22 protein-coding genes are annotated in these 19841 nt (G+C 67.9%); 10 read left to right on the forward strand and 12 right to left on the reverse strand.

Annotated elements, in window-relative coordinates:
• Window positions 1-985: 985 nt before the first annotated feature.
• The 5 genes from ACWF0M_RS37525 to ACWF0M_RS37545 all read right to left on the reverse strand — a co-directional run bounded on the left by ACWF0M_RS37525 (window position 986) and on the right by ACWF0M_RS37545 (window position 4664).
• On the reverse strand, window positions 986-1549 hold the full coding sequence (locus ACWF0M_RS37525; RefSeq protein WP_452240533.1) for a hypothetical protein: 564 nt from the start codon (window positions 1547-1549) through the stop codon (window positions 986-988).
• Window positions 1546-2043, reverse strand: a complete 498-nt coding sequence (locus ACWF0M_RS37530; RefSeq protein ID WP_452240534.1) for a SigE family RNA polymerase sigma factor — start codon at window positions 2041-2043, stop codon at window positions 1546-1548. The genes ACWF0M_RS37525 and ACWF0M_RS37530 overlap by 4 nt, the downstream gene beginning before the upstream one ends.
• 94 nt (window positions 2044-2137) lie before the next feature.
• Window positions 2138-2809: a cation diffusion facilitator family transporter gene (locus ACWF0M_RS37535; protein ID WP_452240535.1), complete on the reverse strand. Its 672-nt coding sequence runs from the start codon at window positions 2807-2809 to the stop codon at window positions 2138-2140.
• The gene (locus ACWF0M_RS37540; protein ID WP_452240536.1) at window positions 2802-3386 is read right to left on the reverse strand and encodes an ArsR/SmtB family transcription factor; all 585 of its coding nucleotides are present in this window, start codon (window positions 3384-3386) and stop codon (window positions 2802-2804) included. The genes ACWF0M_RS37535 and ACWF0M_RS37540 overlap by 8 nt, the downstream gene beginning before the upstream one ends.
• A gap of 249 nt (window positions 3387-3635) precedes the next feature.
• Window positions 3636-4664 (reverse strand): methyltransferase domain-containing protein, encoded by a 1029-nt coding sequence (locus ACWF0M_RS37545; protein ID WP_452240537.1) that lies wholly within the window; start codon window positions 4662-4664, stop codon window positions 3636-3638.
• 175 nt (window positions 4665-4839) lie between these two features.
• On the opposite strand from ACWF0M_RS37545, the gene ACWF0M_RS37550 reads away from it, so the two are divergent.
• The 3 genes from ACWF0M_RS37550 to ACWF0M_RS37560 all read left to right on the forward strand — a co-directional run bounded on the left by ACWF0M_RS37550 (window position 4840) and on the right by ACWF0M_RS37560 (window position 7927).
• A complete protein-coding gene (locus ACWF0M_RS37550; RefSeq protein WP_452240538.1) occupies window positions 4840-5298 on the forward strand; it encodes a GNAT family N-acetyltransferase in 459 nt (152 codons plus the stop codon).
• A gap of 9 nt (window positions 5299-5307) precedes the next feature.
• Window positions 5308-5946, forward strand: coding sequence for a class I SAM-dependent methyltransferase (locus ACWF0M_RS37555; RefSeq protein ID WP_452240539.1), 639 nt, complete (start codon window positions 5308-5310; stop codon window positions 5944-5946).
• A gap of 172 nt (window positions 5947-6118) precedes the next feature.
• The gene (locus ACWF0M_RS37560; RefSeq protein WP_452240540.1) at window positions 6119-7927 is read left to right on the forward strand and encodes a glycoside hydrolase family 2 protein; all 1809 of its coding nucleotides are present in this window, start codon (window positions 6119-6121) and stop codon (window positions 7925-7927) included.
• Here the strand turns inward: ACWF0M_RS37560 and ACWF0M_RS37565 are convergent.
• Window positions 7912-9015, reverse strand: coding sequence for a YeiH family protein (locus tag ACWF0M_RS37565; RefSeq protein WP_452240541.1), 1104 nt, complete (start codon window positions 9013-9015; stop codon window positions 7912-7914). The two genes, ACWF0M_RS37560 and ACWF0M_RS37565, sit on opposite strands and share 16 nt — an antisense overlap.
• An 84-nt stretch (window positions 9016-9099) precedes the next feature.
• Between ACWF0M_RS37565 and ACWF0M_RS37570 the strand changes: the two genes are divergently transcribed.
• Genes ACWF0M_RS37570 through ACWF0M_RS37580 form a run of 3 tightly spaced genes read left to right on the forward strand, consistent with a single transcriptional unit; the run spans window position 9100 to window position 11111 of the window.
• Complete coding sequence (locus ACWF0M_RS37570) at window positions 9100-9879, forward strand: GntR family transcriptional regulator (RefSeq protein ID WP_452240542.1); 780 nt, start codon at window positions 9100-9102, stop codon at window positions 9877-9879.
• A 26-nt stretch (window positions 9880-9905) separates the two neighbouring features.
• Window positions 9906-10301, forward strand: a complete 396-nt coding sequence (locus ACWF0M_RS37575) for a VOC family protein (RefSeq protein ID WP_452240543.1) — start codon at window positions 9906-9908, stop codon at window positions 10299-10301.
• Between the two features lie 24 nt (window positions 10302-10325).
• Window positions 10326-11111: an arylamine N-acetyltransferase family protein gene (locus tag ACWF0M_RS37580; RefSeq protein ID WP_452240544.1), complete on the forward strand. Its 786-nt coding sequence runs from the start codon at window positions 10326-10328 to the stop codon at window positions 11109-11111.
• Window positions 11112-11143: 32 nt separating this feature from the next.
• Here the strand turns inward: ACWF0M_RS37580 and ACWF0M_RS37585 are convergent, their stop codons facing one another.
• A complete protein-coding gene (locus tag ACWF0M_RS37585; protein WP_452240545.1) occupies window positions 11144-13927 on the reverse strand; it encodes a LuxR C-terminal-related transcriptional regulator in 2784 nt (927 codons plus the stop codon).
• A 247-nt stretch (window positions 13928-14174) separates the two neighbouring features.
• On the opposite strand from ACWF0M_RS37585, the gene ACWF0M_RS37590 reads away from it, so the two are divergent.
• Complete coding sequence (locus ACWF0M_RS37590) at window positions 14175-14441, forward strand: hypothetical protein (protein ID WP_452240546.1); 267 nt, start codon at window positions 14175-14177, stop codon at window positions 14439-14441.
• A 23-nt stretch (window positions 14442-14464) separates the two neighbouring features.
• On the opposite strand, the gene ACWF0M_RS37595 is transcribed toward ACWF0M_RS37590, so the two are convergent.
• Window positions 14465-15067, reverse strand: a complete 603-nt coding sequence (locus ACWF0M_RS37595) for a flavin reductase family protein (RefSeq protein WP_452240547.1) — start codon at window positions 15065-15067, stop codon at window positions 14465-14467.
• Window positions 15068-15133: 66 nt separating this feature from the next.
• Here ACWF0M_RS37595 and ACWF0M_RS37600 point away from each other — a divergent pair, with 66 nt between their 5' ends.
• Both ACWF0M_RS37600 and ACWF0M_RS37605 read left to right on the forward strand, forming a co-directional pair.
• Complete coding sequence (locus tag ACWF0M_RS37600) at window positions 15134-15844, forward strand: ArsR/SmtB family transcription factor (RefSeq protein ID WP_452240548.1); 711 nt, start codon at window positions 15134-15136, stop codon at window positions 15842-15844.
• A 53-nt stretch (window positions 15845-15897) separates the two neighbouring features.
• On the forward strand, window positions 15898-16137 hold the full coding sequence (locus tag ACWF0M_RS37605; protein ID WP_452240549.1) for a hypothetical protein: 240 nt from the start codon (window positions 15898-15900) through the stop codon (window positions 16135-16137).
• 350 nt (window positions 16138-16487) lie between these two features.
• Here ACWF0M_RS37605 and ACWF0M_RS37610 read toward each other — a convergent pair whose 3' ends face one another.
• The 4 genes from ACWF0M_RS37610 to ACWF0M_RS37625 all read right to left on the reverse strand — a co-directional run bounded on the left by ACWF0M_RS37610 (window position 16488) and on the right by ACWF0M_RS37625 (window position 18655).
• Entirely contained in the window at window positions 16488-17150 is a 663-nt protein-coding gene (locus ACWF0M_RS37610; RefSeq protein ID WP_452240550.1) for an anti-sigma factor family protein, read from the reverse strand.
• Window positions 17147-17656 (reverse strand): sigma-70 family RNA polymerase sigma factor, encoded by a 510-nt coding sequence (locus ACWF0M_RS37615; RefSeq protein ID WP_452240551.1) that lies wholly within the window; start codon window positions 17654-17656, stop codon window positions 17147-17149. Before ACWF0M_RS37615 ends, ACWF0M_RS37610 begins: the two co-directional genes overlap by 4 nt.
• 28 nt (window positions 17657-17684) lie before the next feature.
• Window positions 17685-18095, reverse strand: coding sequence for a DoxX family protein (locus ACWF0M_RS37620; protein ID WP_452240552.1), 411 nt, complete (start codon window positions 18093-18095; stop codon window positions 17685-17687).
• Window positions 18096-18235: 140 nt separating this feature from the next.
• Window positions 18236-18655 (reverse strand): MarR family winged helix-turn-helix transcriptional regulator, encoded by a 420-nt coding sequence (locus tag ACWF0M_RS37625; protein ID WP_452240553.1) that lies wholly within the window; start codon window positions 18653-18655, stop codon window positions 18236-18238.
• A 52-nt stretch (window positions 18656-18707) separates the two neighbouring features.
• On the opposite strand from ACWF0M_RS37625, the gene ACWF0M_RS37630 reads away from it, so the two are divergent.
• Window positions 18708-19301 (forward strand): TIGR03086 family metal-binding protein, encoded by a 594-nt coding sequence (locus tag ACWF0M_RS37630; protein WP_452240554.1) that lies wholly within the window; start codon window positions 18708-18710, stop codon window positions 19299-19301.
• Window positions 19302-19841 lie beyond the last annotated feature (540 nt).

Consider the following 19841-nt stretch of genomic DNA (forward strand, 5'->3'; position numbering starts at 1 on the left):
TCATCTGCCGCCGCCACCACCGCGACCTGCACCACGGCCACTGGACCATCACCATCACCAACGGCCAAGTCCACGTCGCCACACCCGCCTGGGCCAACCCACCACCCCGCCGCCGCCACACACCACCAGACAACACACCCCCGGCACACCAGCCCCCGGGCGAGCACCCCACGCCCCCCGACCCACCGGACCGCGGACTCAAGGACACCGGTAATCCCACGCCCGAAACCTCAACCCCAGCAGACGATCCATGGGGTGAGACACCCGTGCCCGCACCGGAACCGCCGGACACCGCATCCCGGACACACGAGCCGCCGGGCGAGCGCCCCACGCACCCAGCCCCAGCCCCAGGCGACGGCGGACTCACGCGCGCCGGGAGCTCCAGGCCCAAAACCTCAATCCCCGCAGCCGATCCGTGGGGTGAGACAGTCGGGCCTGCACCGGAGCCGCCGGACGCGGGACTCACATGTGCCGGTAGCTCAAGGCCCGAAGTCTCGGCCCCAGCAGTCGATCCATGGGATGAGACAGACGGGCCTGCACCGGAGCCGCCGGACGGGGGACTCACATGTGCGGGTAGCTCAAGGCCCGAAGTCTCGGCCCCAGCAGTCGATCCGTGGGGTGAGGCAGACGTGCCTGCAGCGGAGCCGTCGGAGCTTGCGCCGTTGGCCACCGCACCGGATGTGAAACCAAGCCGCTGGCAGGCCGACGAATCTACGCGTGCCGAAGCAGCCCGATTCGCGGTGTGGGGTGAGCGCGCCACGAACGACTCCGGCACCGGCCCACCATCCTTCGCCACGATCTAAACCCCCGCCGTGTCACCGCAACCCCGGCACAAAGACCATGTGCCGGGGGCTGCGCGCTGAGCCGGGTCCACCCTCCCGTCCGCCCCGGATCCCCGCTCGCGGTCCCATAGCCCGAGTCGATCCGTTGCTCGGGTCCGCCGTCGACCGAGATCGCCGATCACAGGTTCAACTCGTTGGTCTGGCTACCGTGAGGGGCTGATGTTGCCGACCATCCACAGTTGGCCGCCGCCGGCGCAGTCGCGCCCCGTCCACGTGTCCTTGAAGTTGTCAGCACCACCACCGCCGATGTCGAGCGGGGTGCCGGACTTCGCGACGACCCTGTTCGTACTGTCGAGGATCTCGAACGACTGTGCGTCTCCGCGGACGGTGTACCCACGGGGCCACACGAGCGTAACCCCGGATTGACCCGCACTCGCCCGAACGCACCCGTTCGCGTCGGCGCCCAACGTGGTCTGGAAGAGTGCCTCCGCTCCGGTGGGGCTGTCTGAATCGGACCTGACGATCCGTGGCGGCGCATCAGCCGACCCGCCTGCGGTCGGCGGGCGTCCACCGCCGGGCAGGACCGCCCACGTGGTCACCGCGAGCGCCACCGCGACGGCAACCGCGACACCCGCGGCCGCGAATCGTCTGCTGCGGATCCGGCGGCGCTGGATGCGCTCGACGACCGCGTCCTCGGCGAGGTCAACGACGTCGCTACCCTCCGCCGCCGCAGCCCGGAGCAATTCTCGTAGATCGTTGGCAGTCATTGCGTGCTCTCCTCCGTGATGCCGAGCTGCACGGCCAGCCTCGCCCTCGCGTCGGCCAGGTGTCGTTTCACGGTGCCTTCGGCGCAACCAAGTTCGTCGGCGATCTCGGCGACGGTCAGGTCTTCGTAGTAGCGCAGAACAACACACGCCCGCTGCCTCGGCGAAAGGGTCGCCAGCCCTCTCCGGACCTCGTCCGCCACCGCGAGCCGGTCGTCGTCGTGATGAGGTACGTCGACCAGTAGGTGGCGGGTCGCATTCCACCGCTTGAGTCGCCGGCGACTGTCGACGTACTGATTCAGCATCGCGCGCCGGACGTACGCCTCGAGCTGGTCGATGTCCTCGCCGATCCGCCGTCGGCCGAATACCCGCGTGAGCGCTTCCTGGACCAGATCACCGGCGGTCGTTGGGTCACCGGTCAGGAGATAGGCGTAGCTGCGCAGCGCGCTGCCGCGTGTAGCCAGCAACGTCCGGAACGCACGCTCCCAGTCAGCCACCACACCACCGTCCGTCCTCTCACCGACCTAGACGAACAACCGGGCCGCAGCGTTGGGGGCCGCCGGAACAATTCCCAGAACAAGTTCCTCGGGTTCAGGCTTTGCAGGGGCCGCCGAGGGGGGAGCAGCAGCCTTTGCCTTGCCAGGCTTCGATGCCTTCGCGGACTGCGACGGCGGCGATGATGAGGCCGGCGACCGGGTCGGCCCAGGACCAGCCGAGGGTGGCGTTCAGGAGGAGGCCGATGAGGAGTACGGCGGACAGGTAGGTGCAGAGGAGCGTCTGTGTTGAGTCTGCGACGACCGCGTTCGACCCCAGGGCCTTTCCGGTACGGCGTTGGGCCCAGGAGAGGAACGGCATCACGATGAGCGACGCCATCGCCAGACCGATTCCGACTGGAGACGTCTCGGGATCGGCTCCGGTGATCAGCGCGCGGATCGACTCGAAGCCGACGTACGCCGCTAGCGCGAAGAACGAGAACGCCAGCAGCCGAAGGGCTTGGCGTTCGCGGGACTCCGGGAGCGGGTGGCGGAACTGCCACAGGATGATCAGTCCGCTGGAGACCTCGACCACCGAGTCCAGGCCGAACCCGACCAACGCGACCGAGCCGGCCACCAAGCCGGAGGTGATGGCAACGATCGCCTCAACCACGTTGTACGCAACGGACGCGCCAGCCAGCAACTGAGCGCGCTTTCCTAACCGGCGGCGCTCAGCAGGATCCACCACCCAAGCAGACCCCGCCGACCCGAGCCGCAAAGGTTCAGCCATGGCTCGACTCCGACCCAGCAGTCGCGAAGGTCGCAGCCGTCACGTCGATCGGGTCAGGCGCGTCGGTCGGGTCGGTCGCAGCCGTCACGTCGGTCGAGTCAGGCGCGTCGATCGGGTCGGTCGCAGCCGTCACGTCGGTCGTAGTCCTCGCGTCGGTCGCGTCGGCCGCAGCCGTTGCAGTCGTGGCGTCGGTCCCAGCCGTCGCAGCCGTCCTGTCGGGTGCGCCGGGGGTCAGGCCGTAGTTCGGGCAGAGGGCGATGGCGTCGCCGGTCAGGCCGAGGAGGCGCTCGGCTGCCGACAGGAGGTCCATGGTCGCCTCGGGGTGCGACAGGCTGAACATCGACGCCCGGCCCTGGGGCCGCGACTCGACCAGACCGCAGTCGCGTAGACACGCGAGGTGCTTGGAGACCGTTGACTGTGCCAGCCCGAGGTGTTCGGTCAGGTCGACCACCCGGTGCTCACCCAACGCCAGGTGCCGCACGATCGCCAACCGCGACGCATCACTGAACCCATGGAACAAACAGCCTGCCACCGCCAGCGCAGCCGTCTCGTCGACCTCGACCTGATTCATCGCCATTCGGCGATGTTATCGCGATCGTGTGGTCCTGGGTAGCCGGCCCGGGCGGTTCTGGGTAGTCGACCCGGGTCAGTTCTGGGTAGTCGGCCCGGGCGGTTCTGGGTAGTCGACCCGGGTCAGTTCTGGGTAGTCGGCCTGGGTGGTTCTGGATAGTCGGCTCGGGGCGGTTCCGCGTAGCCGACCCGAGGCGGTTCCGCGTAGTCGACCCGGGGCGATTCCGCGTAGTCGACCCGGGGCGGATCTGGGTAGTCAGCCTGGGGCGGATCTGGGTAGTCGGCCCGGGGCAGTTCTGGCTGGACGGGTCCGGGCGAGGACGTAGGCGGTCGGTGTCGCACCGTTGTATTTGAGGAGGCGCTGGCGCACGATCTTCAGCCCGCCCTGCCGCTCGATCGCGCTGTGGAGCAGGCGCTTGTCTTCGGTGAGGAGTACGGCGCGACCGTCGGCGGTGAGTACTCGATCGAGCTCGGCGAGTGCGGCGGGATAGAGGGTGCGGTTGGCGCGGTGGCTTCCGACCTGCTTGCCGAACGGGAGATTCGCAATCACCCGGTCCACGCTGCCGGAGGCGAGCGGCAGCACCTCAGCCACACCTCGAACAAACGAGAGCGAACCGCCGACCACGACAGGGCTCTCGGTGGCGAGGGTGTTCTTGGTGGCGATGGTGAGGGTGGTTGGGTTGTGGTCGAGGCCGAGGAGGTGGGTGGTGGGGTGTTGGCGGCGTACTGCGTGGAGGATGGTGCCGGTGCCGCAGAACGGGTCCAGTACGAGCTGCTCCGGCTGGATCTTCGCCAATCGGACCAGCACCTCGGCGACGATCAGGTTGGTTGACCACGGCAACCGTTCGCGGCGGCCGAAGCGGCGGCTCCACGACAGCGGGCCGTACTCCGCGAGCCAGCCGTCGGCGGACGGGATCAGGTTGACGTCCCAGTCGCCCGGCTGGTTCACCCAGCCGAATCGTTGCTCGGTCGCATCAATCACGGTACGTCGCCGCGCCGGATCGTCCACGCCGACCCGGAACTGGACCGGCTGCGGAAGCGTGCCGAGTAACCCGAACTGCAGCGATCGCAGAGGGTCACGCAGGGCGACCGTCGAGTAGAGCGCACAGGCGGCGAGCTGGTCGAGCGATCCGTCGATCGTGCACTCGACGGTGTCGGCGGACGGCTGGCGGATCGAGTGGATCGACGGCATCGCCCGTAGTTCCTCGACGAGGAGGTCTGCGGCGCCATCGACGGTGCGGAGGAGAAGGTAGTCGGTGATGCAGGGCATGACAATGCCGGACAAGGAGGCTCCTGAAGGCTCGCGATCGACAGAACAGTCGAAGCGCGGCGCAGGCACGTCACATCGAGCCGACCCAGTCCAGGGCCCGCCACGACGTACCTACACCTTCAGAAACGCTGCATCGCGCAACACCCTATGGGGCCTGCAGCACCAACTCACCCGCTTTTACGATGCGATGGTGAAGCACATCGTTGAGGAGCGGTCGGCGGAGGATGCTGAGCTGGGTGAGCTGTTGGCGGCGGCATTCGGTGAGCTGGTTGCGAAGTACGGGGCCGAGGGGCGGTCGCAGGTGAAAGACGGTGCGCGGTACTTCGTGGTGCTCGACGACGCGCGGCGTGCCGTCGGGTGCGGCGCCGTACAGGCGTTCGGGGCGGACAGCGAGCATCCCGGTGATGGCGAGGTGAAGCGGATGTACGTCGTACCGGCTGCGCGGGGGCGTGGATACGCGCGTGCCTTGCTGGCCGGTTTGGAAGCGGCTGCTCGCGCGGCCGGCTACTCCGCGCTTCGCTTGTCCACGGGCGAGCTTCAGCCGGAGGCGATCGCGCTTTATGAGTCGAGCGAGTACACGCTGACGGCACCCTGGGGGAAGTATGGCGATCAGCCCGGAACACGCTGCTACGCAAAGGAATTCCGGTAGAATTCAGTGGTGACGGGAGCTCGCATTTTCACGGTTGACCAGTTGCTCGATGTTCTCGATCAGGTGGTGAGTGCGAGCGGGCGCGGGGACCGTTCCAGCACCTCCGCCGCCGAGTATTGGACCGGCCTGCTGACCACGCCCGGGCATCCGCTCGCGACCCAGCTCCCGGACGAACCGCTGGTCGATTGGCACGAGCGAGGTCTGCTCGAGGAGCTCGGGAATGCGCGCGTCCTCGACGTCGGCTGCGGTGCTGGCCGCAACACCAGGTGGTTCGCCGAGCAGGGCGCGATCGTCGACGGGATCGACCTCGCTGCGGACCTCCTCGACACGCTGCGGCCGGCCATGCCCGCCGCGGTCACGTTGACTGCGATCGACGTACTGCGGGATCCGCTGCCGGCCGGTGCGTACGACGTGGTGTACGACTCCGGGTGCTTTCACCACATCGCCCCGCACCGCCGGATCACGTACTTGCAGCGCGTCCTCCCGCTCGTGAAGCCCGGCGGACGGTTCGGGATCGTCGCGTTCGCGGCCGAGCGGATGAAGACGCCGAGCGACCTCGACGTGGTCACGACCGGCGACGCACGGCGGTATGACGTTCTCACTCGAGGACCTCCGCACGATCTTCGGCGCGCTCACCCCCAGCAGTAGCTAACCGGGCGTTGCACAGGAAGTGGTGGGTGAGCACAGGGTATTTCCTGTGCAACGCCCCCGGACAGGGTGCAGCGGCCCACCAGCCCGCGTGAACTCACCATTGCTGAGGCTATTCCAACGTTGTAAAGTGCTCGTGTCCCGCCACCGATCAAGCAGCCCGGGAGACAACATGTCGCAGCCTCGCGCGGAGTACCCGCGTCCGCAGTTCGTTCGGCCCGAGTGGGTGAATCTGAACGGCGAGTGGCAGTTCGAGATCGACCGGTCGGACTCCGGGCTGGAGCGCGGCCTGCGGGAGCGCGAGCTGACGCAGCGGATCGTCGTACCGTTCGCGCCGGAGACCGAGCTGTCCGGGATCGAGGACGTCGACTTCATGGAGGCGGTCTGGTACCGCACCACCGTCACGATCCCGGCGGAGTGGGACGGCAAGGACGCCGTACTGCACTTCCAGGCCGTCGACCACGACACCACCGTCTGGGTGAACGGCGAGGAGGTGGTGCGGCACCGCGGCGGGTTCACCCCGTTCAGCGCCAACCTGCGTCACGTCGCCAAGCCCGGCGAGGAGGCGACCATCGTCGTCCGCGCCCGCGACACGCACCGCGGTCCGCAGGCGCGCGGCAAGCAGAGCCAGCTGTACTCCAACCACAGCTGCCTCTACACCCGCACCACCGGCATCTGGCAGACCGTCTGGCTCGAATCGGTCCCCACCGTGCACCTGAAGCGCCCGCGCATCACCCCGGACGTCGCCGGCTCCGCCTTCCACCTCGAAGTACCGGTCTCCGCGAACAAGCCCGGCTACAAGATCCGCGCCACCCTCAAGGACGCCGACGGCGAGATCACGGCGGCCGACGTACGCGCCGACCTCGACCTCGCACCGCGCCTCACTCTGCAGGTCCCGGCCGACCGCGTGCGTCTCTGGGACACCACGGATCCGCACCTGTACGACGTACGTCTGGAGCTGATCGATGCCGACGGCAACATCACGGACGCCGCCGACTCGTACGCCGGTCTGCGGTCGGTGAGCATCAACGGCAAGGCGATCCTGATCAACGGCAGGCACGTGTTCCAGCGGCTCGTTCTGGACCAGGGGTACTGGCCGGAGAGCCTGATGACCGCGCCGTCCGAGGAGGCGCTGGTCCGCGACATCGAGCTCAGCCTGGCGGCCGGGTTCAACGGCGCGCGCCTGCACCAGAAGGTGTTCGAGGAGCGGTTCCTGTACCACGCCGACCGGCTCGGCTACCTGGTCTGGGGCGAGTTCGGCGACTGGGGCTCCGGCGTCGGGAACACGGACAGCGACAACCAGCAGCCGACGGCGTCGTACGTCGGTCAGTGGCTCGAGGCGGTCGAACGCGACTACAGCCACCCGAGCATCGTCGGCTGGTGCCCGCTGAACGAGACGCACCAGCTGCTGCACGACCGGATCACCCGGCTCGACGACGTGACGCGGGCGATGTTCCTGGCCACCAAGGCCGCGGACACGAGCCGCCCGGTGCTCGACGCTTCCGGCTACAGCCACCGCGTGCCGGAAACCGATGTCTGGGACTCGCACAACTACGAGCAGGACCCGGCCGAGTTCGCGCAGCAGATGGCGGATCTCGTGAACGACAAACCGTACGGCAACACGGGCGGCCCCGAGGGCAAGCCGATTTCGTTGGCGTACGACGGCCAGCCGTACTTCTGCAGCGAGTTCGGCGGAATCTGGTGGAACGCCGAGAAGGCGGCCGCCGGAAAGAGCGGAAACTCCGCGGATTCCTGGGGCTACGGCCAGCGGGTCGCAAACGAGGAGGACTTCTACACCCGCTTCGCCGGTCTGGTCGACGCGCTGCTCGACAACGAGTTGATGTTCGGCTACTGCTACACCCAGCTGACCGATGTGTTCCAGGAAGAGAACGGCATCTACAACTTCGACCGCAGCAACAAGCTCGACGTACCGCGGATCAAGGCAGTCCAGGACCGCCAGGCCGCCTACGAGAAGGACTGAAGCGCGAGGCTGCCGACAGCGACCAGGACCCAGAGGATTGCTCCGAGGAGGAGCGGCCTGGGTCCTGCGTCGCGCAGCTCGCGCGGGCGCAGTGAAAGGCCGATCGCAGCGAGCGCGGCGGTGATCAACACGCTGCCAGTCACGCTCAGTCCCGGCAGCCAGTGCTCGGGAATCAAGCCGGCGGAGCGGAGACCCGCGGCGGCGATGAAGCCGATCAGGAACAGCGGAACGAGCTTGCGCCAGGGCAGCGGCTTGCGGATCGATGCGGTGGATCCCTTGTACGTCCCCTCGGACGCGGCATCGAGAGCCCGCGCCGCGCGGTTCTCGCGGCGGATCTTCAGCGCGACCAGCGTCAGCACGATCGGGATCAAGGTGAGCGATCGCGTCAGCTTCACGACGATCGCCTGGTCGCCGGCCGCCTGGCTGTACGCGTACCCGGCCGCGACGACGGACGACGTGTCGTTGACCGCCGTACCCGCCCACAACCCGAACGCCTCCGAGCTCATGCCCATCAGGTGGCCGAGCGGCGGGAACGTCAGGACGGCGACGATGTTGAAGGTGAAGATCGTCGCGAGCGCGTAGGCGACCGAGGAGCGCTTGGCGCCGATCGCGGCGGTCGCGGCCGCGATCGCGGATCCGCCACAGATCGCCGTACCGACGCCGATCAGGATCTGGGTGTCGCCGCGTACGCCGAGGATGCGGCCGAACAACCACGCGCCGCCGAGGGCGAGCGCCAGCGTGCCGAGCATCACAGGCAACGACGAGAGGCCCACGCGCGCGACCTGTTGCAGAGACAGCCCAGTGCCGAGTACGACGATCGACAGCTGGAGCAATGTCTTCGAGGCGAAGTCGTACCCGGGACGCCAGACCTCCGACCGCAGCACCGGGATCACACTGCCCGCGATCACGCCGATCACGATCCCGAAGACCGGTCCGCCGACGAGCGGTACGAGTCGCCCGAGCGGGACCGCCACAGCAGTCACCAGCAGCACGATCCACAACCCGCGCATCCGCCGTACGGCAGACCCGAGGCGACGGGCGGTGGGGGCGGCGATGTGGGGGTGAGGTGACCTAACCTCGATCTGCACCACTAGCCGGTTCCCTTCCGCGAGAAATGTACGTACATTCACGGTAGGAGATGACCGGACATTTCGCAACCCTGGAGGAACTGGGTGACCGTGCGCAGGCTCGACCGGGCCGCTGACGATCCGCTGTGGAAGCAACTGCAGGAGGATCTGGTACGGCGGCTGCGCTCCGGGGAGTTCGATGACGCGTTCCCGGGCGAGCTCGCGCTGGTCGAGGAGTACGCGGTCAGCCGGCACACGGTTCGCCAGGCGCTCGGGCAGCTCCGTACCGACGGGCTGATCGTCGCGGAGCGCGGCCGGCAACCGCGGGTCGCGGCCGCACCGGAGATCCGGCAGCCGATGGGCGCGCTGTACAGCCTCTTCTCGTCCGTCGAGGAATCCGGCCTGCCGCAGCACAGCGTCGTACGGGCCCTGGATCTCCGCGCCGACGGTGTGATCGCCGCCCGCCTCGACCTCGAAGGGTCGATCCCCTTGCTCTACCTCGAGCGCCTCCGGTACGCCGGTGACGAGCCGCTCGCCCTCGACCGCGTCTGGCTGCCCGCGTCGCTCGCAGCACCGCTGCTGGACGCCGACTTCACCCACACCAGCCTCTACAACGAGCTGGCCGAACGCACCGGCATCAACCTCGACCACGGGCGCGAGGACATCCGCGCGATGAACCCGAGCCCGGCCGAGCGCGCGCTCCTGCACTGCCCCGCCGACGCCGCGGTCTTCTCGATCATCCGCCAAGGCACCGCGCAGAACCGTCCGGTCGAATGGCGGCACACGATCGTCCGCGGCGACCGCTTCGCCCTCTCCGCCGAGTTCTCCGCCAACGCCGGCTACCGACTCACCCCAGCCACCACCGCCCTCGCCCAGGCCTGGTAAGCCGCGCAATACCAGATACTGGCTGGATGAGTGTCAAAGAGATGCGGCTGGTTGTGACGGTGGACGACTACGACGCAGCGGTGGCGTTCTATCGCGACGTACTCGGGTTGCCGGAGCGGGAGTCCTACTCGTCGGAGGACGGGCGGGTGACGATTCTCGACGTGGAGCGGGCGACGCTCGAGCTCGCGGACCAGGGACAGGCGGACTTCATCGACGCGGTCGAGGTCGGGCGGCGAGTGGCCGGGAAGTACCGGGTCGCGTTCGAGGTGACGGATTCGGCAGCGACCACGCAACAGCTGGCCGACGCCGGCGCGACGGTCGTAGCGGAGCCGACCCGTACGCCGTGGAACTCGCTGAACGCCCGCCTCGAAGGTCCGGGCGGTATCCAGCTGACCCTGTTCACCGAGCTTGACGTGAAGTGAGCTTGAAGTGTTGAGGTAACCGGCATGTGGAACATCGAAAGCCTCGACCTGGACGCCTACCTCACCCGGATCGGCCACGAACGGGTAGCGCCGTCGGCTGACGCGTTGCGGAGCCTGCATCGGGCGCACGTGCTGGCGATCCCGTTCGAGAACATCGACGTGATCCTCGGCACGCATCCCGGCATCGGCCTCGACGCGATCCAGGCCAAGCTGGTCGGCCGGCAGCGCGGCGGGTACTGCTACGAGCACGCATTGCTGTTCGGCGCCGCGCTCGAGCAGCTCGGGTTCGACGTCGTACGGCGGGTCGCCCGAGTCCACCCGCACAAGGCCGGGCCGCGAACGCATGCGCTGCTGAAGGTGGGCGTCGACGGGCAGGAGTTCCTGGCCGACGTGGGATTCGGGGCCGGCCAGCTGTACCCGACCCCGTTGAAGGACGGCGCCGTCGTCGACCAGGCCGGCTGGGACCACCGCCTCACCCTCGACGGCGACCTGTGGACCCTGTCCAAGCAGACCGCCGACGGCTGGATCCCCCAACACGCCTCGAACGACGAGCCGGTCCGCCCGATCGACTATGAGGTCTACCACCACTACGTCTCAACCCACCCCAACTCCCCCTTCACCGGCCGCCCCGTAGTAATGCGAGTCGCCGACAACGTCGTACGCCGCCTGGTAGGCAACATCCTCACCGTGGAACACGCCAACGGCCACACCACCGAACGCAACGTCCCCCGGGCGGACCTCCCCGACGTACTGGCCTCCCTCGACGTAATCCTCAGTGAAGAAGAAGTAGACCGCCTCCGCCTCCTCTGATGGCGAGAACGGATGCCGAGAACCGCCGGATCTCAGATGGCATCGTCCGGGTGGCCTGTCAGGCCGAGCCGGACCGCTTCGGCGGCGGCTTGGACGCGGCTCTGTACGCCGAGCTTCTCGAGGATGTGCGTGACGTGCACGCTGGCGGTCTTGGGGCTCATGTAGAGAGTCGCGCCGATCTCGCGATTTGTCCGCCCAGCAGCGACCAGGGCAAGCACCTGACGCTCACGCTCGGTTAACGGTGAGTGTGGGTCTGTCGTGACCTCGCGGCGCGCGTGGTGCTCGGTGACGGAGTCGTCGAGACGGATCCGGGCGATCTTCGCCAGTTTCTGAATTCGGCCGAGCAGTGGCGCCGCGCCGAGTTGCTCGGCGATCCGTCGCGCCGCCGCCAGCTCACCGGTCGCTCGGCTGCGGGCGCCAGGTTGTCCACGATCAGCCAGCAGCGCCTCCGCTGCTCTCAGTCGGGCCTGAGCCTCCCAGTACGGCCGGCCGAGTGCCGCCCATTCCTGTGCGGCGGTGAGCCACGGGGTCGGCGAGGGCGTGCCGCGGATCCGGGATCGTTCCCCGTCGACGACGGCAGCCAGGGCCGGGCCCTCGATCCCGGATACGCCGCGCCGAAGGAGCGTCACGAGTCGATCGAAGCCGTCACGTGACTGCGACGCGACCGCTGCTTCGAGACCCGTGCAGAGCAGCCCGCCGGATACCAGTTCGTCTTCGGTGCCGTGGCTGAGTTCAGCGGCGTCCAGTACCAGAGCAAGGGCTTCGTGCGGACGTTGCCGGAACAGGCACAGCTGAGCGGTGAGATCTGCGTAATCGCGCTTCATCATGGGCTGGTCGTCGGCCGCGAGCAACTCTTGTCCGCGCACCAGTTCGACGGCCTTCCGCAGATTCCCTCGCGCCATCTGGATCCGCGCAAGCTCGGCGTCCTTGAACGCCGGCCCGGACGGTGGCCGTCCCTTGCTGTCATCCCTTGCCAGCGCTTCGTCCCACCGACCGACGTAAAAGAGATGGCAGACCGCATTGCTCTCGAGGATGCCCTCGGCCCAATGCTCGTTGACCATCAAGCGCCGTAGCTCGACCTGGATGGTGTCCGCGACCGCCACCACCTGGTCGGAGTCACCGCGCAACCCGTGCACGTAGGACAGCGTCATCGCCGCCATCGCCAAGTCCTCCGGCTCACCGAGGTCACGAGCGATGTCGAGCGCTGCCAGTGTCTCTTCGAGTGCCTCGTCGATCCGGCCCTCGTTGGCGGCGACCGCTCCCAGCTCTCTCCGAGCCTGGCCGATCGTCCGGGTGTCGCCTGCTCGGGTCGCGTGCCGCAGCGCCGCCTGGGCTGCCTCCGCCTCGTCCGCGGAGCGGGCGTAGGCGCTCAGCGTCAGTGCGTGCGAGATGCAGACCTGGCCGAGCGCTCGGTCGTCATCGGCCGGTACCAGACGCCGTGCGCGCTCAACGTCTGCCATCGCCCCGGCGAGATCGTCGACCAGCGAGCGCAGCCTGCCCCGCGTCAGTAAGGCCTCGAGCGTGCCCACCTCGGTGTCGGACTCGGTTACCGCCGCCTCGAGCAACGCGAGAGCCTCGGCATGCCGGCCCGCGCCGCCCAGCAGCGACGCCGCCCGCTCGGCGAGCACGAGGCGCTGCGGCACCCCGTCGTCGGCCAGGTCCGACAGCCGCCACAACGACGACGCAACGGAGAACCAGTGGCCGGCCTCCGCGAACGCGTACTCCTTCTCTGCGGCGCGGGCCGCCATCAGAGCCCAGCTGAACGCCGCATCTCGCTCGCCCGCGCGGTGATACTGCTCGGCGACTTCCGATGGGGTGGTGCCGGCGCCGACGCGGTCCGCCAGATGCTTCGCCAGTCGCGCATGCAGGTCGCGCCGTTCCGAAGCCAGCAACTGGTCGTAAGCGACCTCGGCGATCACCGGGTGCCGCGCGGCACAGCCGACGTCCGAGTCGCGGATCACCAGGCCGGAGTAGCAGGCCTCTCGTACGGCGTCGGCGACCGAGTCGGCCGCCGCCAGCAGGTCATCGTCATCGAGAGCGCGAGCCAATGAACCAGTGGCCGCGACGACTGCGCGGGCCGCCGGCGTCAGTGTCTGCAAACGCGCGAGCAGCAGTTGGCGCAACGAAGCCGGGACTGTCAGGTCACCGCGAACGAGTTCGACGTTCAGGTACGGGTTGCCTGCGCTGCGCCTGTAGACAGTAGCGATCGTCTCCGCCGTGCAGTTGGGTACGAGACCGCGCAATTGCTGCGACGTCTCCTGCTCGGTCAGCCGGCGAAGCGGCAGATCGACGAACCCCGGGATTCTGAGCAGTTCCCCCAGCCAGGTCAGGCGGTCGTGATCAACAGTCTCGTCGCGCCAGGTCAGCAGGACCAGTAACCGCCGCTCGGGCAGGTTGCGCGTCAAATGGGCCAGGAAGTCGAGCGTGGACCAATCCGCCCAGTGAACGTCCTCGACCAGCAGAACCGTACCCTTGGCCGCGTCGCCGTCGAGCACATCGACCAGGGCCTGAATTGACCAAGCTCGGGCCGCCGCAGCCGACGGGAACTGGCTGGGTGCAGCGGATCGGCTCAGCGCAGCCGTCACCTCGGAGCCAAGGCCGCTGTAGGCGGTCGCACCGGACATCGGCGCGCAGGCACCGCGAAAGATCCGCACACCGGGACCCGACTGCTCGTCCAGAACTGTCCGGACGAGCAATGTCTTCCCGATGCCCGCCTCACCCCGGACCACCACGGCTGCTGAGCGCTCCGCCAGGTCAGCGATGAATCCTCGCAGTACCGGAGCCTCGTCCCCGCGTCCGACCATCAAGTCGGCCATACGCCATCATGCGCTGCGATCGTCGTGTCGCCATAGAGGTCGTCCTTGCAATCGCACCGCCGACCTGTGAGACGACCACGCAGAGCAGCCTGGTCGGCACCGGCGAGCGCAACTAAGGCACTGAGGCTCCAAATAGCGGCGACATAAGGCGAACGACGGCCGATCTGAGCGCGGATGCCCGATGCCGGCGGTACTCCTTGTCCCGGACAGTCATTGGCAGGTCCAACTAACGAAGGAGCCGATTCCAATGGCATCCAGAACCATCACCAGACTCGCCGGTATTGCCGCAACCGTCGTCATCGCCGGCCTCCCGCTGGCCGTCACCGCGCCGGCCAGCGCCATCACGAAACCTGAACCCGGTGCGAACGCCAATCCACCATCGACCAGCCCCACAGATAGCGGCTTCGATCTGGACCTGGCGCAGATCGGCGCCGGAACACTCGGCGGAATCGCCCTCAGCGGAGCCGGACTCGCCGCAGTTGCCCGGCTGCGCCGCCACAAAGCCGCTCAGTAACCGACCAGTACGAAGGCTCTCGCCTACCTGGGGGTTTCGGTGCGGAAGGACTGGCCTAGTTCGGGGCCTAGGGCGTAGTAGTGGCGGAAGTTGTAGATGAGGGGTGACCAGGCGGCGGGGTCGACATGGGAGGTGCCTGGTACGACGATTTCTTGGGCGGCGTGTACTCGGACTACGCGGGCCTGGGCTATCAGGAAGTTGCCTTTGGCATCTAGCTCCGAGTGGACGACTGTGGCCTCGAACTGGAGGGGGCATTCGGCGACTCGGGGTGGGGTGACGAGTTCGGACGGGACGGGGGTCAGGCCAGAGGCGGTGAACTTGGCGCGTTCGTGGCGGAAGCGGGTCTGTTTGTGTGCGGGGACCGGGTCGGCCGCGGTCAACGGCGCCAGCCGTTCGACAGCTTTCCACTGATCGGGTGACGGGTAGTTGATCACCACCTCTGGCCTCGCACGCAGGTTCACCGCAGTCTGCCCGGAGACACCGACCCCGAGCACCACGACGTCACCGAGTGCCCAGGCCGACGACATCGGCGCCAGGTTGACACTCTCGTCCTCGTTCACGGTCGCAAGCAGCGCAACCGGCGTACCGACGTACAGGATGGAAGGTTCGATCGTCAGATGAGTCACGCGCACCGACGCTAGGCGCGGGACTGTTCGGTGCGGGCCTAACCGTCGGGGCTGGATGATGGGGGTATGACGGTCGAGGGTGAGGAGCTGGCGGGGTGGGCCCGGATGCTGGCAGACGGGACTCGGGCGACCGTCTGTTTGGCGTTGCTGGACGGGCGGGCCTGGACTGCCAGTGAGCTCGCGAAGTTGGCGAAGGTGTCTCGGCCGACGATCAGCGAACACTTGAATCAGCTGGTCAGTGGTGGATTGCTGACCGAGGTGCGGCAGGGGCGGCACCGGTACGTGAAGCTGGCCGGACCTGATACGGCCGAGTTGCTCGAAGGGCTTGCCGCGTTGGCGCCACGCCGTGTCGAAGTGGCGAACAGCCTGGCCGCGGTGAGCAAGCGGGACGCGTTCGCGCGGGCGCGCACCTGCTACGACCACCTGGCAGGCAAACTCGGCGTAGCGCTTGCCGACGCGATGACCGAGCGCGGTCTGATCGACTGGTCGGACGGGATCGCGTTGACGCCGGAAGGCCAAGCCTGGTTGGAAGATCTCGGCATCGAGGTCGAGGTACGTCGGGGGCGCCCGGCTGTTCGTTCTTGTCTGGACGTGACCGAACGCCGCCCGCATCTCGCCGGCGCGGTCGGGGCCGCGTTGTGCACGCACGCACTGCGGCACGAGTGGGTGTCACACATCCCAGGCGGTCGCGCGTTGAAAGTCACAGGTTCGGTTCAAGCGTTCGGTTTGTCTGTGAGAGTTGTCAAAGAATTGCAGCCCGCCCCGCGTGAAACATAGAAGTAACACGCGTCCGGGAGGCGCTCGGCTCCGAAACCCCCTAGCCTTCGGCCATGACTGAGTTCGAGCCCGGCACCGATCTGGTGTCCCGACTCCCTCTGCCCAGCCATGTCGTCGTCCTCGCGGACGGCAAGTGGCGTCGCGGCTGGCTGATCGGCCGCGACCACGAGGAATCGGGATGGACCGCTCTGGTGCAGTACGAGGGCGACGACGGAAATGAGCGGACGGAACGCCTGCCGGCGGACCGGATCGCTCTCCCGGAGTCGAACGGCCCGACTGAGAAAGCATCCTAGGGAGGGAACGCGGAACAGTGCGAAGGCCCCCGGGGTGATGAGTCACCGGGGGCCTTCGTCCGTAACGCTGCTTGGGCGCCTCAGAAGCATCGAGAACCCCGGCCCAGACCCTTCGGGCGGACGGCCTGGGACGGGATCCTCAGTGGCGTTACACAGGGTGTATCGCTGGTGACGGCGCGAGTGTTACAGATTCGCCAGATCTTTCTTGCAGACGCGTCACGACGTACGGCGGCCCCGGTGCACGTCCCTGGACACCGGGGCCTGGATCGGTGGCCTCTCGAGCGACCGCCGCCCCTTGCCCCCCTGGTGCCCCGACAGGCTGCGGTCATGCGTGCTCGGAAACGACATGCTCAGAAACGAACGGCCAGCAGTACCCGGCCGGTTTCCGAGCTGCGGATGTCCAGGGCCTTGATCTCGCTGCGCTGCAGCTTCGTGGTCGCCGCCGGCTTCACCGTGGTCCCCGGCGAGGACGTCCAGCTGGCGATCAGCTCGACCTTCCCGGACGTGTCCGTGACATACAACTCGTACCCGCGGGCGCGTTCGCTCGGCGTCGCGAGTTCGTCGTACCGGCAGCTGATCTCGATCGTCGTACCCCACGGCTCCGGCACCAGCCGGGCGTCCGCGGACAGCTTGCTGGAAACGGTCTGGGCGAGTACGACGTAATCGCCCTTCGGCTCGTTGCGGGTCAGCGGGACGACGATCACCGCACCGATGACAGCGGCCGCGACGGCGATCCCGGTCGTCAGCGCGCGTAACCGGATCCGCTGCCGGCGCCGATCGCGCTGCACGTTCCGGACCAGACCGGGCAGCAGATTCGGCGGATCGGCCGTGATGGTGGCCAGCGCGCGGTCGGCCGGCAAGGCGGCCAGCACGCCGGGGATGCCGGCCAGGGACGCGACCCCGGCCGAGCATTCCTCGCAGGTGTGCAGATGCTCCTCGAACGCGCGCCGGTCCCTCGCCGACAGCGCGCCGAGCAGGTAGGCAGCGTCCCACTCCCGGTACGGGTCGCTCACTGACTCGTCACTCCTTTCTCCTGCAGCGCGAGCTTCAACGCTCGCAGCCCGTAGTGCAGACGCGACTTCACGGTGCCCGACGGGATGTCCAACTCCTCGGCGATGTCGGTGACCGTACGGCGTCCGTAGTACGCACGAACGATCACCTGCCGATGTTCCTCCGACAGCTGAGCCAGCGACTCGGCCACCAGCCACGCGTCCAGTACGGCGTTCGCGTGGTCGGCGCTCGGGTTCTCCGGGAGGTCGTCGCTGGCGACCTCCCGGCTGACCCGGGCGCTGCGCCGGTCGTCGATGACGAGGTTGCGCGCCACCGTGAACAGCCACGCCCGGGCCCCCGCCTCGGATTCGGCCAGGATGTTCGGCCGCCGCCAGGCCCGGAGCAGGGTCTCCTGGACGACGTCCTCCGCCAGCCGGTCGTCGCCGGTCAACCGGACAACGAACCGCCACAGCGCAGGGGCGTGCACGTCGTGCAGCTCACGCAGCAGCGTCGCCCGGTCGTCGGCCATCGGCGCTCCTGCTCTGTGGGACATCAGCTCATTTGGTTACAGCGGCTGCCTGCACCGGTGCTTTCGCTGCCCGCTGCACCGACCAAGCGCCGTTGCCCAGGAAGGCGATCAGCAAGAAGGCGAAGCAGAACAGGGCCGCTTTCTCGCCACCATTCTGCACGGGCAACAAAGCACCCGCCTGGTGCACGGTGAAATACGCGTAGGCCATCGATCCCGAGCACAGCAGCGCGGCGTACCGGGTGCCGAACCCGATCATCACCAGCGCACCGCCGATGGTCTGGATCAACGACGCCCACCAGGACGGCCAGGCGAGCAGCTCGACCTGTTCCGTTCCGAGGACGCCGAACAGCGCGGCGGCGCCGTGGGTGGCGAACAGGAACCCGACGACGATCCGGAAAACGCCGATCCCTTCTTTCTGAAAACGCTCGAGCACCTGCACAGGGCCTCACTCCTTGCGGTGGATTGGTCTTGTGCCTGGCACGAACGATTGAGTGCTCTACTTGGTTCAACGCTGCGTGATTTAAAGATCACACTCCGAATCGATTGCCTTCCGACCGGCGAATTGGTAGTCGCGGCCCGTCAGCGTGCAGCGTGGAACTGCTGCAGGATGCGGAGGAAGGTTTTGCGATCGGCCGGCGCGAGCCTGGTGAGGACTTGTTCCTCCTGCGCCTGGATTTCCTTGCGGACGGTACGGCGTACTCGGCGGCCCTGGGATGTGATCGAGAGCAGGCGGACGCGGCGGTCGGCGGGGTCCGGGGTGCGTTCGATCAGGCCGGACTGCTGGAGTTCGTCGAGGGTGCCGATGATGCGGGACTTGTCCGCGCCGATCGCGTCGGCGAGCGCGGCCTGGGTGCGGACCGGGGTGTCGTCGAGCGCGGTGAGCACCGAGTAGCCCCACATCGAGACCTCGTGCGCGGCGAGCACGGGCAGTTCGAGTGCGACCAGTTCCCGCACCAGCGGGTACAGCATCGCCGCGAGGTCGGGGCGCTCCGTTGCCATGCCCGAAAAGGTAGCACTGGCGCAATCATATGCTGGCGCTTATGATCAGCGCATGCCTACTGTTGATTACGTCCTGCTCGACGCCGAAGCCGTCCACGCCAGCATCGGACTGGTGAGCGGCGCGACCGTTGCCGATCTGTCCAAGCCGACACCGTGCCGGGCCTGGACCCTCTACGGTCTGCTCGCCCACATGACCACCCAGCACTACGGGTTCGCGGCCGCCTCCCGCGGCGAGTCCGACCCCGCGATCTGGAAGGTCCGCGATCTCGGCGCCGACCCGGCGAAGGCGTACGTCGAGTCCGCCGAGCACGTCCTGGAGGCGTTCGCCGAGCCGGGGGTCGTGGACCGGACGTTCCCGCTGCCCGAGTTCGGCCCGGAAGCTGCCTTCCCCGGCGCGCAGGCGATCAGCTTCCACTTCATCGACTACATCGTCCACAGCTGGGACGTCGCGAAGTCCCTCGGTACGACGGTGACCTTCGCCCCCGCCACGCTCGAGGCGGCGCAGGCCGTGGCCCAGCTCGTGCCGACGGGCGACATCCGCAACACCCCGGGTACGCCATTCGCACCCGACGTACCGTGGTCCGGCGACAACACCCTCGACCACATCATCGCCCACCTCGGCCGCACCCCCACCTGGCCGAACTGAACTAGTGCACCCCGCGCGTGGGCGGTGACTGGGGAGGTCACCGCCGCGAACGTGTCACACAACCCGCCAGCCGCATCTGCAGCTCGACAGGACATGTCCAGTGGCCGGGTAGTGCACCTGAGCGTGAACACGCCCGCGCGTACACCGTCTCGCCAGTGCACTACCTGTCGAGCGTGCACATAACCCCGCCGCGAGCAGCCGCCCCGCCACCAACCTGATCCCCGCCGGCCACCCGGTGCTGCAGCCCCATGCCAGCCCGTCGGCGGGTCGCCACGCCCGACCTCCAAACCCGCCTCCGCGCACCGGCGAGCTATCTCACCGCTGGCCTCCTACTTCCCGCCATCGCCCACATAACCCGCCAGCCGGCACCACAACACCCACCCACCACCCACCCACCCGGCAGAAGAGCGGATATCCCCTGGCGTTGTGGGTTCTCCCCTCTAACACCAACAGAGAACCCAGGCGGATTCATGCGGTGGTTGCAACACCGGGTGGATTTGCTTGGTCGGATAGTAGTTTGTCGAGGGCTTCGGTAGGGGT

This window comes from Kribbella sp. NPDC055110, from assembly GCF_053607525.1.

Coding starts and splice junctions, on each gene's coding strand:
- ACWF0M_RS37600 (WP_452240548.1), top strand. CDS start 15,134: ATGACGGTCGAGGGTGAGGAGCTGGCGGGGTGGGCCCGGATGCTGGCA.
- ACWF0M_RS37580 (WP_452240544.1), top strand. CDS start 10,326: ATGTGGAACATCGAAAGCCTCGACCTGGACGCCTACCTCACCCGGATC.
- ACWF0M_RS37615 (WP_452240551.1), bottom strand. CDS start 17,656: ATGGCCGACGACCGGGCGACGCTGCTGCGTGAGCTGCACGACGTGCAC.
- ACWF0M_RS37585 (WP_452240545.1), bottom strand. CDS start 13,927: ATGGCCGACTTGATGGTCGGACGCGGGGACGAGGCTCCGGTACTGCGA.
- ACWF0M_RS37630 (WP_452240554.1), top strand. CDS start 18,708: ATGCCTACTGTTGATTACGTCCTGCTCGACGCCGAAGCCGTCCACGCC.
- ACWF0M_RS37605 (WP_452240549.1), top strand. CDS start 15,898: ATGACTGAGTTCGAGCCCGGCACCGATCTGGTGTCCCGACTCCCTCTG.
- ACWF0M_RS37535 (WP_452240535.1), bottom strand. CDS start 2,809: ATGGCTGAACCTTTGCGGCTCGGGTCGGCGGGGTCTGCTTGGGTGGTG.
- ACWF0M_RS37560 (WP_452240540.1), top strand. CDS start 6,119: ATGTCGCAGCCTCGCGCGGAGTACCCGCGTCCGCAGTTCGTTCGGCCC.
- ACWF0M_RS37590 (WP_452240546.1), top strand. CDS start 14,175: ATGGCATCCAGAACCATCACCAGACTCGCCGGTATTGCCGCAACCGTC.
- ACWF0M_RS37575 (WP_452240543.1), top strand. CDS start 9,906: ATGAGTGTCAAAGAGATGCGGCTGGTTGTGACGGTGGACGACTACGAC.
- ACWF0M_RS37540 (WP_452240536.1), bottom strand. CDS start 3,386: ATGGCGATGAATCAGGTCGAGGTCGACGAGACGGCTGCGCTGGCGGTG.
- ACWF0M_RS37525 (WP_452240533.1), bottom strand. CDS start 1,549: ATGACTGCCAACGATCTACGAGAATTGCTCCGGGCTGCGGCGGCGGAG.
- ACWF0M_RS37625 (WP_452240553.1), bottom strand. CDS start 18,655: ATGGCAACGGAGCGCCCCGACCTCGCGGCGATGCTGTACCCGCTGGTG.